This window comes from Pseudomonas sp. FW300-N2F2, assembly GCF_017351655.1.
GTDB lineage: Bacteria > Pseudomonadota > Gammaproteobacteria > Pseudomonadales > Pseudomonadaceae > Aquipseudomonas > Aquipseudomonas fluorescens_AA.
The window spans coordinates 156,343-169,532 of sequence record NZ_JACNDQ010000001.1 but is presented as its reverse complement, the minus strand read 5'-3'; the positions used below and the strand labels follow the sequence as shown (position 1 = coordinate 169,532).

At 62.6% G+C, this 13,190-nt stretch carries 13 protein-coding genes; 1 reads left to right on the top strand and 12 read right to left on the bottom strand.

What is annotated here, in order from left to right; translation table 11 throughout:
• Positions 1 to 736: 736 nt before the first annotated feature.
• The 12 genes from lipA to J4E63_RS00760 all read right to left on the bottom strand — a co-directional run bounded on the left by lipA (position 737) and on the right by J4E63_RS00760 (position 12,171).
• Positions 737 to 1,759 (bottom strand): lipoyl synthase, encoded by a 1,023-nt coding sequence (gene lipA, locus J4E63_RS00815; RefSeq protein ID WP_014340371.1) that lies wholly within the window; start codon positions 1,757 to 1,759, stop codon positions 737 to 739.
• A 1-nt stretch (position 1,760) separates the two neighbouring features.
• Positions 1,761 to 2,408, bottom strand: a complete 648-nt coding sequence (gene lipB, locus J4E63_RS00810) for a lipoyl(octanoyl) transferase LipB (protein WP_003205887.1) — start codon at positions 2,406 to 2,408, stop codon at positions 1,761 to 1,763.
• On the bottom strand, positions 2,408 to 2,683 hold the full coding sequence (locus J4E63_RS00805; RefSeq protein ID WP_053125656.1) for a DUF493 domain-containing protein: 276 nt from the start codon (positions 2,681 to 2,683) through the stop codon (positions 2,408 to 2,410). Before J4E63_RS00805 ends, lipB begins: the two co-directional genes overlap by 1 nt.
• Before the next feature lie 81 nt (positions 2,684 to 2,764).
• Positions 2,765 to 3,922 (bottom strand): D-alanyl-D-alanine carboxypeptidase family protein, encoded by a 1,158-nt coding sequence (locus tag J4E63_RS00800; RefSeq protein WP_060740482.1) that lies wholly within the window; start codon positions 3,920 to 3,922, stop codon positions 2,765 to 2,767.
• Between the two features lie 168 nt (positions 3,923 to 4,090).
• On the bottom strand, positions 4,091 to 5,101 hold the full coding sequence (locus tag J4E63_RS00795) for a septal ring lytic transglycosylase RlpA family protein (protein WP_060740481.1): 1,011 nt from the start codon (positions 5,099 to 5,101) through the stop codon (positions 4,091 to 4,093).
• Complete coding sequence (gene mltB / locus J4E63_RS00790) at positions 5,101 to 6,111, bottom strand: lytic murein transglycosylase B (RefSeq protein WP_053125663.1); 1,011 nt, start codon at positions 6,109 to 6,111, stop codon at positions 5,101 to 5,103. The genes J4E63_RS00795 and mltB overlap by 1 nt, the downstream gene beginning before the upstream one ends.
• A gap of 17 nt (positions 6,112 to 6,128) precedes the next feature.
• Positions 6,129 to 7,232, bottom strand: a complete 1,104-nt coding sequence (gene rodA / locus J4E63_RS00785) for a rod shape-determining protein RodA (RefSeq protein ID WP_060743125.1) — start codon at positions 7,230 to 7,232, stop codon at positions 6,129 to 6,131.
• A gap of 31 nt (positions 7,233 to 7,263) precedes the next feature.
• On the bottom strand, positions 7,264 to 9,159 hold the full coding sequence (mrdA, locus tag J4E63_RS00780) for a penicillin-binding protein 2 (protein ID WP_060740479.1): 1,896 nt from the start codon (positions 9,157 to 9,159) through the stop codon (positions 7,264 to 7,266).
• Between the two features lie 9 nt (positions 9,160 to 9,168).
• Positions 9,169 to 9,636 (bottom strand): 23S rRNA (pseudouridine(1915)-N(3))-methyltransferase RlmH, encoded by a 468-nt coding sequence (gene rlmH, locus J4E63_RS00775; protein ID WP_047229490.1) that lies wholly within the window; start codon positions 9,634 to 9,636, stop codon positions 9,169 to 9,171.
• A gap of 9 nt (positions 9,637 to 9,645) precedes the next feature.
• Entirely contained in the window at positions 9,646 to 10,140 is a 495-nt protein-coding gene (rsfS, locus tag J4E63_RS00770; protein ID WP_058543147.1) for a ribosome silencing factor, read from the bottom strand.
• Positions 10,141 to 10,211: 71 nt separating this feature from the next.
• Positions 10,212 to 10,898, bottom strand: a complete 687-nt coding sequence (gene nadD / locus J4E63_RS00765; protein ID WP_060740478.1) for a nicotinate-nucleotide adenylyltransferase — start codon at positions 10,896 to 10,898, stop codon at positions 10,212 to 10,214.
• A 1-nt stretch (position 10,899) separates the two neighbouring features.
• A complete protein-coding gene (locus J4E63_RS00760; RefSeq protein ID WP_060740477.1) occupies positions 10,900 to 12,171 on the bottom strand; it encodes a glutamate-5-semialdehyde dehydrogenase in 1,272 nt (423 codons plus the stop codon).
• A gap of 196 nt (positions 12,172 to 12,367) precedes the next feature.
• On the opposite strand from J4E63_RS00760, the gene J4E63_RS00755 reads away from it, so the two are divergent.
• On the top strand, positions 12,368 to 13,045 hold the full coding sequence (locus J4E63_RS00755; RefSeq protein WP_207280691.1) for a DNA-3-methyladenine glycosylase: 678 nt from the start codon (positions 12,368 to 12,370) through the stop codon (positions 13,043 to 13,045).
• Positions 13,046 to 13,190 lie beyond the last annotated feature (145 nt).

Sequence of the window (13,190 nt, the reverse complement as noted above, 5' to 3'; positions counted from 1 at the left end):
CTCTACGCACGACACAAAAACCTGTGGGAGCGAGCCTGCTCGCGATGACGTCAGCACAGCCAACATCATCGCAAACTGATACTCCGCTTCCGCGAGCAAGCCCGCTCCCACATGGACTTGCGGGTGATCACAGCCTCTACGCACGACACAAAAACCTGTGGGAGCGAGCTTGCTCGCGATGACGTCAGCACAGCCAACATCATCGCAAACTGATACTCCGCTTCCGCGAGCAAGCCCGCTCCCACATGGACTTGCGGGTGATCACAGCCTCTACGCACGACACAAAAACCTGTGGGAGCGAGCCTGCTCGCGATGACGTCAGCACAGCCAACATCACCACAAACTGATACTCCGCTTTCGCGAGCAAGCCCGCCCCCACATGGACTTGCGGGTGATCACAGCATCTGCACACAACACAAAAACCTGTGGGAGCGAGCTTGCTCGCGATGACGTCAGCACAGCCAACATCATCGCAAACTGATCCTCCGCTTTCGCGAACCTCGGCATGGATGCCGAGGTAGCCGCGCTGGGCCATGGAGGGCCCTTCGCGGCGGCCCACGGAGCAATGCCGGAGTGAGGGCACACCGAGCCTAGGCGAGGTGCCGAGTGGTGGGGCAAAAGCGTTTTGGTTACTTTTGCGCTCTTCAAAAGTGACCCGCCGTAAGGGCGGAACCCTAAGTAGCCGTTACCGAAGAAACGGATATTCACACCAACCCACCACCAAAAAACCGCTAAATCAGGAACCCAAAAGCTCAGCCTTGACCAACTTAGCCTGCTCATCCGCATGATACGAAGATCGCACCAACGGCCCCGAGGCCACGTTCTTGAAGCCCATCTTGTACCCTTCCTCAGCAAACCAGGCAAAGGTATCCGGGTGCACAAAACGCTGCACCGGCAAGTGACTACGGGACGGCTGCAAGTACTGCCCCAAGGTCAGCATATCGATGTCATGCTCACGCATGCGCTTCATGACCTCGATAACTTCCTCATCCGTCTCACCCAGGCCCAGCATCAAGCCGGACTTGGTCGGAATGTGCGGCATCATCTGCTTGAAGCGCTGCAGCAAGGTCAGCGACCACTGGTAATCCGACCCCGGACGCGCGGCCTTGTACAGGCGCGGCACGGTTTCCAGGTTGTGGTTGAACACATCCGGCGGCTCGGCGGCGGTGATTTCCAGGGCGATGTCCATGCGGCCACGGTAATCGGGCACCAGGGTTTCCAACTGTACGTTCGGCGACAGCTTGCGGATCTCGCGGATGCAGTCGGCAAAGTGCTGGGCACCGCCGTCACGCAGATCGTCACGGTCCACCGAGGTGATGACCACGTACTTGAGCTTCAGGTCGGCAATAGCGATGGCCAGGCTTTCCGGCTCGTTGGTGTCCAAGGGCTTCGGACGGCCGTGGCCGACGTCACAGAACGGACAACGACGGGTGCAGATGTCGCCCATGATCATGAACGTGGCGGTGCCGCCGGAGAAGCACTCGCCCAGGTTCGGGCAGGACGCTTCCTCGCAAACGCTGTGCAGCTTGTGCTTGCGCAGCAAGGCCTTGATGCGGTCGACTTCCGGGGAAACCGGGATGCGCACGCGGATCCAGTCGGGTTTCTTCGGCAGTTCGGTGGTGGGGATGATCTTGACCGGGATGCGTGCAACCTTCTCGGCGCCGCGCAGCTTGACGCCGGCCTCTACCTTGGCACGCGGGGCCGGACGCTCGGTGACGTCCAGCGTCGGGATCATGGTTTGCACTGCATCAGTAGTCATATCAGTCGATTCCGCCCGTGAGGGTCGTCTGCTCAGCATAGTCGAGGTGTTTGACGAGCTGCGCGCGCAGCCGGGCACTTACCTCGGCAAATTCAATCGATCCTGCGTGCTCGCTCAACTGGGTCATCGCCAGTCCCGCGTAACCACAGGGATTAATCCGTCGGAATGGCGCCAGGTCCATGTCCACGTTCAGCGCCAGGCCATGAAACGAACAGCCATGGCGGATCCGCAAGCCGAGGGAGGCGATTTTCGCCCCATCGACGTAGACACCCGGCGCATCCGGCTTGGCCGCCGCCGTCACACCGTAGCTGGCCAGCAGCTCGATCAGGCACGTTTCCATGCGGGTGACCAGCTCGCGCACGCCAAACCCCAGCTTGCGCACATCCAGCAACAGGTAGGCGACCAGCTGGCCAGGGCCATGGTAGGTCACCTGCCCGCCCCGGTCGACCTTCACCACCGGGATATCCCCCGGCAGCAACAGGTGCTCGGCCTTGCCGGCCTGGCCCTGGGTGAACACCGGCGGGTGTTCCACCAGCCAGACTTCATCGTCGGCGGTGGTACCGCGTTCGTTCGTGAAGCGTTGCATGGCATGCCAGACCGGCTCGTAGGCCATCGTGCCCAGCTCGCGAAAGCCCAGCGTGCCCGGCATCACAACACCATGTGCACGAAACCGGTCGCTCGCAGCTCGCTGTTGATGTCGTAGAGCTGTTCCTGACCGGTGGCAATGATGTGCAACTGGATCGTCGTGTACTTGCCGTTGGTACTCTGGCGCTCGGCCAGGGTCTTGTGGTCAACGGTGGCATGTTTTTCAAGGATCGCGATGATCTTGTCCTTGAACCCCACGCCGGTGTCGCCGATTACCTTGATGGGGTAATCCGCGCAGGGAAATTCGATTTTTGGCGCCTTTACTTCAGAGTCTGTCATGGCGTAACGGCCTCGTAAGCCGTGGTAACGCACATGGCCCCGCTCCGGATGGGAACGAGGCCATGCAGGTCAACACTTCGATCAGTTGAACAAGCCGTAGAAGAATAGACGGATGCTATCCCAGATGCGGCGGAAGATACCACCTTCCTCGACCGCGTCCAGAGCGATCAGGTCAGCGCTGTGCACCACTTTGTCGTCCAGTTTGACTTCGACTTTACCGATCACGTCGCCCTTGGCGATGGGAGCGGTCAGTTGCGGGTTCATGGTCATGCTGGCAGCGAGCTTCTTGAGCTGGCCTTTAGGCAGGGTCATGGTCAGGTCCTGGGCCAGGCCGGCCTTGACCTGGTTGCTCGAACCTTTCCAGACCTGGGCCTGGGCCAGTTCGGTGCCCTTCTGGTAGAAGGTCTGGGTTTCGAAGAAGCGGAAGCCGTAGGTCAACAGTTTCTGGGTCTCGGCGGCACGGGCCACTTCGCTGCTGGTGCCGAAGACGACGGCGATCAGGCGCATGCCATCACGCACAGCCGAAGACACCATGCAGTAGCCGGCTTCGTCGGTGTGACCGGTCTTCAGGCCATCGACGGTCTTGTCGCGCCACAGCAGCAGGTTGCGGTTAGGCTGCTTGATGCCGTTCCAGAAGAACTCCTTCTGGGAGTAGATGGCGTAGTGGGCCGGGTCTTCATGAATGATTGCCCGGGCCAGCAGCGCCATGTCGTGAGCCGACGAATAGTGCTCAGGGTTCGGCAGGCCGGTGGGGTTCATGAAGTGGCTGTTGGTCATGCCCAGGTCGGCCACGGTTTTGTTCATCATGTCGGCGAACGCATCTTCGCTGCCGGCGATGTGCTCGGCCAGGGCGACGCTGGCGTCGTTGCCGGACTGGATGATGATGCCGTGCAGCAGGTCGCTGACGGTCACTTGCGAACCGACCTTGATGAACATCCGCGAACCGCCGGTGCGCCAGGCGTTTTCGCTGACGGTCACCGGATCGTTTTCACCGATCTGGCCGCGACGGATTTCCAGCGTGGCGATGTAGGCGGTCATCAGCTTGGTCAGGCTGGCCGGTGGCAGGCGCTGGTCACCGTTGTTCTCTACCAGCACCTCGCCGCTGCTGGCATCCATGAGCACAAAGGATTTGGCGGCCAATTGAGGGGGAGCCGGCATCATCTCGACCGCGAACGCGGCCGGTGAGAGAAGCAGCGGGACTAGCAGGCAAAGGCGTTTGGCAAAGGTGGTGATGTTCATCCGTCTCTCGAAATCGCTAATGGGACTGCCCGAAGGCAAAACTGAAACAGGCAGCTTTCTAACGAGCTGCCGCGTATTTAAGTTGCTCACTCACTGCCCTTGCCGGGCTTTTATTATTCATGGAGCCAACAACCTGACCCGCTCCAACCGCCAGCGGGCCTCATTCAATTACTCAGCGGTGACCAGGCTCGGCGAACCGAGATTGGCCAGGCGCACACTGTTCTGCACCTGCTGGACTTCACCCGGAGAACCGATCGGCCCCAGGCGCACCCGATGCAGTGTCTGCTGGTTGCGCACGATCGAGCTGATGAACACCGGGGCGCTCACCATCGAGCTTAGCTTCGACCTCAGCAGCTCGGCAGCGTCCGGGTTGGCGAACGCGCCCACTTGCAGAAACTGGCCAGACGCTGTTGCAGAAGCGTTTTTTTTTGCATCGATCTGCACGGGTAGCACGGCCGCGGCGTGTTGCTGCGGCGGTGGTGTCCACTGTTCGACCGTGCCGGTGGACGCCGTCACGGTTGGCGCGGCATTTTGCGCCACTTTCGGCTCGTTGAGCATCAAAGGCGCCGGACGGCCACGTTGGGCCCACCATTCCTGCGGGTCGATGCCTTCGACCTTGACCCGGGCGGTGCCGATTTCAGCGTAACCGAGTTTTTTCGCCGCCGCATACGACAGGTCGATGATGCGGTCGGAATAGAACGGCCCACGGTCATTGACCCGCAGGATCACGCTCTTGTTGTTGTCCAGGTTGGTCACCCGCACATAGCTGGGCAGCGGCAGGGTCTTGTGGGCCGCGCTCATGCCATACAGGTCATAGACCTCGCCATTGGCGGTGTTCTGGCCATGGAACTTGGTGCCGTACCAGGACGCCGTGCCCGAGGCCACGTAGCGCTTGGACTCTGCCATCGGGAAATAGGTCTTGCCCAGCACCGTGTACGGGTTGGCCTTGTAGGGACCGGTGTGCAGGGTCGGCGTGGCGTCGGGGATGCGCGAGACATCCACGTCCCACCACGGCGCGCCGTCCTTGTGGGCCCGGTTGATGTCCAGGCCCGGCGTCGCGCGTACGGCGGTGGTGTTTTTCTGGGCCGGCGCGCGGCTGGTCGAACAACTGACGACCAACAGCGACAGCGCGGCCAACGCCACGAGCTTCAGGGGTTGATAGGTAGGCAATGCCCGCATTATTTGACGCCCCGTGCTTTGACCAGCTCTTCAGACAGTTGATATACGGCCATGGCGTACATCACGCTGCGGTTATAACGCGTAATCGCGTAGAAATTCTTCAGGCCCATCCAGTATTCGGGGCCTTGTTCGCCTTCCAGGCGCATCGCGGTGACCGGCATGTCGTCACGCAGCGCATCATGACTCGACCAGCCCAACGCCCGCAACTCCCCGACGGTTTTCGTCGGCTCGATGCCCTCGGTCAGGCCCTCGTCCACTTGCTCGCCACGCACGTCGGCACGGCTGACCACCGGCTGGCCGGCTTCCCAGCCGTGGCGCTTGAAATAGCTGGCGACACTGCCGATGGCATCGGTCGGGTTGGTCCAGATATTGATGTGGCCGTCGCCGTCGAAGTCCACCGCGTAGGCGCGGAAACTGCTGGGCATGAATTGCGGCAGGCCCATGGCCCCGGCGTAGGAACCCTTGAGGGTCAACGGATCGACCTGCTCTTCACGGGCCAGCAGCAGGAACTCGCGCAGCTCCTTGCGGAAGAACTCGGCACGCGGCGGGTAATCGAAGCCCAGGGTCGACAACGCGTCGATCACCCGGAAATTCCCGGTGTTGCGGCCAAAGAAGGTCTCGACGCCAATGATCGACACAATGAACTGGGCCGGCACGCCGTATTCCTGCTCGGCACGGGCCAGGGCGGCCTCGTGCTGGCGCCAGAAGTCCACGCCCCGGGCGATACGCGCCTCGGTGATGAACATCGGCCGGTACTCGCTCCACTGCTTGACCCGCTCGGCGGGCCGGGAGATCGCATCGAGGATCGACTGCTTGCGTTCGGCCTCGCGAAACACCCCCATCAGCTGCTCACCGGCAAAACCGTAGTCGCGGGTCATCTCACCGACGAATTCGGCCACCTGGGGCGAGCCTTCGTATTCACCGGCCAAGGCCTGCGACGCACTGCCCAGGAAGCCGACCAGGCCGATCCACGGCGCATATCGCGTCGACCAGCCGCGCATTGCTTGCATTGAACTCTTCACCTTATTCAAACCTGCGCGATCCACTTGCGATGCGTATGAATCGACATCAAAACCCCAAACGCTGACAGTAGGGTCACCAGCGAAGTTCCTCCGTAGCTAATGAAAGGCAACGGCACCCCCACGACCGGCAACAGGCCACTGACCATACCGATGTTGACGAAAACATAAACAAAAAACGTCATGGTCAGGCTGCCCGCGAGCAATTTCCCAAACAGCGTCTGGGCCTGGGCGGTGATCACCAACCCCCGGCCGATCAGCAGCAGATAGATCAGCAGCAACACGCAGATGCCCACCAGGCCGAACTCCTCGCCCATGACGGCGATGATGAAGTCGGTGTGGCTTTCCGGCAAAAAGTCCAGGTGCGACTGGGTGCCCATCAGCCAGCCCTTGCCGAACACCCCGCCGGAGCCGATGGCGGCCTTGGACTGGATGATGTTCCAGCCAGTGCCCAGCGGATCGCTCTCCGGGTCGAGGAAAGTCAGCACCCGCTGCTTCTGGTAGTCGTGCATCACGAAGTACCACATGGCCACCGACACCGGCACGGCGGCGGCGATCACGCTGAGGATCCAGCGCCAGCGCAGCCCGCCCATGAACAGCACGAAGGCGCCGCCGGCCAGGATCAGCAGCGAGGTGCCGAGGTCCGGCTGACGGACGATCAGGATGAACGGGATGCCGATCAGCAACAGGCTGATGCACACATGCTTGAGCTGCGGCGGCAGGGAACGCTTGGCCAGGTACCAGGCGATGGTCGCCGGCATGATGATCTTGAGGAATTCCGAAGGCTGGAAGCGGATCACCCCGGGTATGTTGATCCAGCGGGTGGCGCCCATGGCGTTGTGGCCCATGATGTCCACCACCACCAACAAGCAGACCCCCACCACATAGGCCAGTGGCACCCAGCGCGCCATGAACCGCGGCTCGAGCTGGGCGATCACGATCATCGACACCAGGCCGATGCCGAACGAGGTGGCCTGCTTGGCCAACAGGTCCCAGCTCTTGCCGCTGGCCGAATACAGCACGAACAGGCTGCCGGCGGCCAGGGTCAGCAGCAGGATCAGCAACGGGCCATCGATGTGCATGCGCTGCAACAAGGTGGCGCGACGGCGCATCACGTCTTCGCTGGAGAGGATCCGGTCGAAATTATTCTTCACGGGCCGTAGCCTCCGCAGTGATGGGGCTCGCGTATTCAGGCTTGAGCTGGCCGTGCTCATCCAGCAGCCAGGCGTCCATGATCTGGCGCACCACCGGCGCGGCGACGCCGGAACCCGACTCGCCGTTCTCGACCATGACCGCCACGACGATCTTCGGGTTGTCGGCCGGCGCGAAACCGACGAACAAGGCGTGGTCGCGGTGGCGTTCCTGGACCTTGGAGCGGTCGTACTTCTCGCCCTGCTTGATGGCGACGACCTGGGCCGTACCACTCTTGCCGGCAATCCGGTATTGCGCACCGATGGACGCCTTGCGGGCGGTACCACGGGCGCCGTGCATCACCTGCTGCATGCCGTTGTTGACCTTCTGCCAGTCCGACGGGTTGCGCAGGATGATGTCCGGCATCGGGTCCGGGTCCACCGGCTTCTGGCCTTCGATGGTCTTGGCCAGGTGCGGGCGATACCACTTGCCCTTGCTCGCCACCAGCGCCGTGGCCTGGGCCAACTGCAGTGGCGTGGCCTGCATGTAGCCCTGGCCGATCCCCAGGATCAGGGTTTCGCCGGGGAACCAGGCCTGGCGCCGGGTCGCCCGCTTCCATTCGCGCGAAGGCATCAGGCCGGGGGATTCCTCGAACATGTCCAGGGAGACTTTCTGGCCGAGACCGAACTTGTTCATGTAGGACGACAACCGATCGATCCCCAGCTTGTGGGCCAGGTCATAGAAGTAGGTGTCGTTGGAACGCATGATCGCCGTTTCCAGGTCCACATAACCGTCGCCGGTGCGGTTCCAGTTACGGTACTTGTGGTCATAGTTCGGCAACTGGTAATAACCCGGGTCGTAGACCCGGCTCGAAGCGGTCACCACGCCGGAGTCCAGCCCGGCAATCGCCACGGCCGGCTTGATGGTCGAGCCCGGCGGATAGAGACCGCGCAACACACGGTTGAACAGCGGCCGGTCGATGGAATCGCGCAGCTCGGCGTAGGCCTTGAAGCTGATGCCGGTGACGAACAGGTTCGGGTCGAAACTCGGCTGGCTGACCATCGCCAGTACCTCGCCGGTGTTCGGGTCCAGCGCCACCACCGCGCCGCGCCGTCCGCCCAGCGCTGCTTCGGCGGCCTCTTGCAGCTTGATGTCCAGGCTCAGGACGATGTCCTTGCCGGGGATCGGATCGGTGCGCTTGAGCACCCGCAATACGCGACCGCGAGCGTTGGTCTCGACTTCCTCGTAACCCACCTGGCCATGCAGTTCAGGCTCGTAGAAGCGCTCGATACCCGTCTTGCCGATATGGTGGGTGCCGCTGTAATTGACCGGATCGAGGGTCTTGAGCTCTTTCTCGTTGATCCGTCCCATGTAGCCGACCGAGTGGGCGAAATGCGGCCCCTGGGGATAATGCCGCACCAACTGCGCCACCACCTCGACGCCGGGCAGGCGGAACTGGTTCACGGCGATCAGGGCGATCTGCTCTTCGGTCAGCTCGAACAGGATCGGCACCGGCTCGAACGGCCGTCGGCCCTGGCGCATGCGCTTCTCGAAGATCGCCCGGTCCTCGGGCGTCAGTTGCAGCACTTCGACAATCACGTCGAGCACCTGCTGCCAGTCACCGGAGCGCTCGCGGGTCATGCTCAGGCTGAAGCTGGGCCGGTTATCCGCCACCACCACGCCGTTGCGGTCGAAGATCAGCCCGCGGGTCGGCGGAATCGGTTGCACGTGCACCCGGTTGTTTTCCGACAGGGTGGAGTGGTACTCGTACTGGATCACCTGGAGGAAATACAAGCGCGCAATCAGCACGCCGATCAGCGTCACCACCGTAATAGCACCGAACACGACGCGGCCCCGTACCAGACGGGCGTCTTTTTCGTGGTCCTTGATGCGGATCGGCTGGGGCATGGGGCAGGATTACTTGTGGTAAGGGTGCCCGGACAGGACTGTCCAGGCACGATACAACTGTTCGCCGATCAGGATCCGCACCAGCGGGTGCGGCAACGTCAACGGCGATAACGACCAGCGCTGATCGGCCCGGGCACAGACTTCCGGCGCCAGCCCTTCCGGGCCGCCGACCATGAAGTTGACCGTGCGCGCGTCCAACCGCCAGCGATCGAGTTCCACCGCCAACTGCTCGGTGCTCCAGGGCTTGCCATGGACTTCGAGGGTGACGATGCGCTCGTTCGGCCCGACCTTGGCCAGCATGGCTTCGCCTTCCTGGCGGATGAAACGCGCCACGTCGGCGTTCTTGCCACGGGTGTTGAGCGGAATTTCCACCAGTTCCAGGGCCAGCTCGGAGGGAAGACGCTTGGCATATTCATGCCAGCCTTCTTCCACCCACTTGGGCATGCGAGAACCGACGGCGATCAGGCGCAGTCGCACAGCGGTCCCTTATTGCTGGTCTTTGTTGAGCTTGGTGAAGTGCTCATGGGGGTTTTCCGGGCTGTGATGCGCGGCGCTGGCCGAACGGCTCTGCTCGGCACCGGCCCACAGGCGCTCCAGGTCGTAGAACTGACGTGCCGAGGCGGTCATCATGTGCACGATGACATCGTCCATGTCCAACAGTACCCAGTCGCTGTCGCCCTTGCCTTCTTCACCCAGCGGCTTGACGCCCTGGGCCTTGACCGCTTCGCGGACCTTGTCCAGCATCGCGCCAATCTGGCGGTTGGAGGTACCGGTGGCGATGATCATGTAGTCCGTGATGCTTTGCTTTTCACGAACGTCGATCACCTGGATGTCCTGGGCCTTGACGTCTTCCAGGGCCGCCACGGCCACCTTGACCAGCTCTTCGCCGACCAGCGCCACGCCGGTATGCGCCTCTACAGGCAGCGGGGCGCTCTTGAACGTGCCCTTGCGCTTTACTTTGTTTACGTCTTTGTCAGTCATATAAAACTCGTTTTGCTCGTATGTTCGGGCGCTTCGCTACACGCATTCACGTGCCTTGAAGCGCGCCTTTTTCAGTTCGACGCACGGTAAAGCCCGTGCGCATCGATGTAGGCCAGGACCGCGTCGGGCACCAGGAAACGTACCGACTTACCGCTGGCCAGCAGTTGACGGATCTGGGTGGCGGATACCGCGAGCGGCGTCTGCCAGACGAATGCAATCTGTCCGCTCGGCCCTTTCAGGGCCAGCGGGTCGCTCACCGAGCGGGCCGCCAGCAGGTTGCGCAAGGCATCCGGCGGCTCGCTGTCGGCATCCGGGCGTTGCAACACCAGGATGTGGCAATGCTGGAGCAACTCTTCCCAGCGATGCCAAGTGGGCAGGCCGCAAAATGCGTCCCAGCCCAGAAGCAGAAAAACCTGGGCCTCAACGGCCAGTTCGGCGCGCATCAGCTCCAGGGTATCAATGGTGTAGGACGGTTTGTCCCGCTGCAATTCGCGGGCATCCACCACCAGCGGTGCCACACCGGCCACCGCGCACTCGACCATCGCCAGACGGTCCTGCGCCGACACCTGCGGCGTGTCCCGGTGAGGCGGCCTGGCGCTGGGCGTCAGGCGTAGCTCATCGAGGGCCAGGGCGTCGGCGACTTCCAGCGCACCGCGCAAATGGCCGATGTGCACCGGGTCGAACGTGCCGCCCAGGATACCGATGCGCCGGGGCGGAGTTGTCGTCGTCACAGCGGCTGACGGGTCGAGGTCGCCCAAGTCAGACCGGCTCCTGTCCGCGCAACTGGCCGTCACCGACCACAATGTACTTCTCGCAGGTCAGGCCTTCGAGGCCCACCGGGCCGCGGGCGTGCAGCTTATCAGTAGAAATGCCGATCTCGGCACCCAATCCGTATTCAAAGCCGTCGGCGAAGCAGGTCGGGGTGTTGATCATCACCGACGCCGAATCCACTTCGGCCACGAAACGCCGGGTTTCGCCCTGGTGCTCACTTACGATGGAATCGGTGTGGTGCGAGCCGTGGCGGTTGATGTGTTCGATGGCCTGGTCCAGCCCGTCGACCACGCGGATCGACAAGATCGGCGCCAGGTACTCGGTGTCCCAGTCTTCTTGCGTGGCCGCGACGGCCTCGATGATCGCCCGGGTACGCTCGCAACCGCGCAGTTCGACGCCTTTTTCGCGGAACTGGGCGGCCATCGACGGCAGGAAGTCCTGGGCAACGGCCTGGTCCACCAGCAGGGTTTCCATCGCGCCGCAGATACCGTAGCGGTAGGTCTTGGCGTTGAAGGCGATGCGCTGGGCCTTGGGCAATTCGGCGTGGGCACTGACGTAGACGTGGCAGATACCGTCCAGATGCTTGATCACCGGCACGCGGGCGTCACGGCTGACCCGTTCGATCAGGCCTTTGCCGCCACGTGGCACGATGACATCGACGAACTCGGGCATGGTGATCAGGGCGCCGACTGCAGCGCGGTCGGTGGTTTCCACCACCTGCACCACGGCCGCCGGCAGATCGGCCTCGGCCAGGCCGCGCTGGATGCAGGCGGCAATGGCACGGTTGGAATGGATGGCTTCGGAACCGCCGCGCAGGATGGTCGCGTTACCCGACTTCAGGCACAGGCTCGCAGCGTCGATGGTCACGTTCGGCCGCGACTCGTAGATGATCCCGACCACGCCCAGGGGCACGCGCATCTTGCCGACCTGGATGCCCGACGGGCGGTAGCTCATGTCGCGGATCGCCCCGACCGGGTCCGGCAGGGCCGCGACCTGGCGCAGACCGACGATCATGCCGTCGATGCGGGCCGGGGTCAGCGCCAGGCGCTCGAGCATGGCCGGTTCGAGGCCATTGGCCCGGCCGGCGGCCAGGTCCAGCTCGTTGGCGGCGGACAACTCGGCGCGCGCAGCGTCCAGCGCATTGGCGGCGGCCTGCAGGGCGCGGTTTTTCTGCGCGGTGCTGGCCCGGCCGATGATGCGCGACGCTTCGCGAGCGGCGCGACCCAGGCGGGTCATGTAGTCAAGAACGGACTCAGTCATGGTCTGTGTGGTCTTGGCGATGGGGAAAGCGGCAGATTATAGCTGTCGTAACCCTCGACTAACAGCATGGACTCGCAGTGGTGACCGGCGGAGAAGTAAAACAGGCGTAAACAGCCGGTTGAAGCGAGTGTTCAGCGGTGATTAAGCTTTCCATTGCTATCATCGCGCTTCCTTTGGCCTCACTTCGTCTATCGCCATGACCGATTTGCCATCGCCCAACGCCCTGCCCCACGCCTTTTTCGACCGCGACGCCCAGGTCCTTGCCAAAGACCTGCTGGGCAAAGTCATTCGCCACAAGGTCGGCGAGCTGTGGCTCAGCGCGCGGATCATCGAGACCGAGGCGTATTACTTTGCCGAAAAAGGCAGCCACGCCTCGCTGGGCTACACGGAAAAGCGTAAGGCTTTGTTTCTGGATGGAGGGCACATCTATATGTACTACGCCCGGGGCGGCGATTCGCTGAACTTCAGCGCCCAGGGTCCAGGCAATGCAGTGCTGATCAAATCGGCTTACCCGTGGGTCGATACCCTTTCCGGGCCGGCGAGCCTGGCGCAGATGCTATTGAACAACCCCGAAGCCCAAGGCCGGCCGCGCACACCGCAGAAACTCTGTGCCGGCCAGACCCTGCTGTGCAAAGCGTTGGGGTTGAAAGTGCCGGACTGGGACGCCAAACGCTTCGACCCCGAGCGCTTGCTGGTGGAAGATGCGGGCGTGCCAACGGTCAACGCGATCCAGACCACCCGCCTGGGTATTCCATTGGGACGGGATGAACACTTGCCCTATCGCTTCGTCGATGCCGCCTACGCACCGTGGTGCACCCGTAACCCGCTGCGACGGGGGCAGGTCGAAGGGCGTGATTATTTTTTGCTTTCATGAACACACCGCACAACCCTGTGGGAGCGAGCTTGCTCGCGATAGCGTCGGGTCAGCAGAATTGATGTTGACTGACCCTCCGCAATCGCGAGCAAGCTCGCTCCCACAGTTGATCTTCAGTGGCCACAGGTTTTGTGTTCACCACAGA

Bases quoted from the DNA above. Each gene is read 5' to 3' on its own strand.
- lipA (WP_014340371.1), bottom strand. From the start codon at position 1,759: ATGACTACTGATGCAGTGCAAACCATGATCCCGACGCTGGACGTCACC.
- J4E63_RS00800 (WP_060740482.1), bottom strand. From the start codon at position 3,922: ATGAACATCACCACCTTTGCCAAACGCCTTTGCCTGCTAGTCCCGCTG.
- rodA (WP_060743125.1), bottom strand. From the start codon at position 7,232: ATGCGCCGTCGCGCCACCTTGTTGCAGCGCATGCACATCGATGGCCCG.
- J4E63_RS00755 (WP_207280691.1), top strand. From the start codon at position 12,368: ATGACCGATTTGCCATCGCCCAACGCCCTGCCCCACGCCTTTTTCGAC.
- rsfS (WP_058543147.1), bottom strand. From the start codon at position 10,140: ATGACTGACAAAGACGTAAACAAAGTAAAGCGCAAGGGCACGTTCAAG.
- J4E63_RS00795 (WP_060740481.1), bottom strand. From the start codon at position 5,101: ATGCGGGCATTGCCTACCTATCAACCCCTGAAGCTCGTGGCGTTGGCC.
- J4E63_RS00805 (WP_053125656.1), bottom strand. From the start codon at position 2,683: ATGACAGACTCTGAAGTAAAGGCGCCAAAAATCGAATTTCCCTGCGCG.
- lipB (WP_003205887.1), bottom strand. From the start codon at position 2,408: ATGCCGGGCACGCTGGGCTTTCGCGAGCTGGGCACGATGGCCTACGAG.
- mltB (WP_053125663.1), bottom strand. From the start codon at position 6,111: ATGCAAGCAATGCGCGGCTGGTCGACGCGATATGCGCCGTGGATCGGC.
- J4E63_RS00760 (WP_060740477.1), bottom strand. From the start codon at position 12,171: ATGACTGAGTCCGTTCTTGACTACATGACCCGCCTGGGTCGCGCCGCT.
- mrdA (WP_060740479.1), bottom strand. From the start codon at position 9,159: ATGCCCCAGCCGATCCGCATCAAGGACCACGAAAAAGACGCCCGTCTG.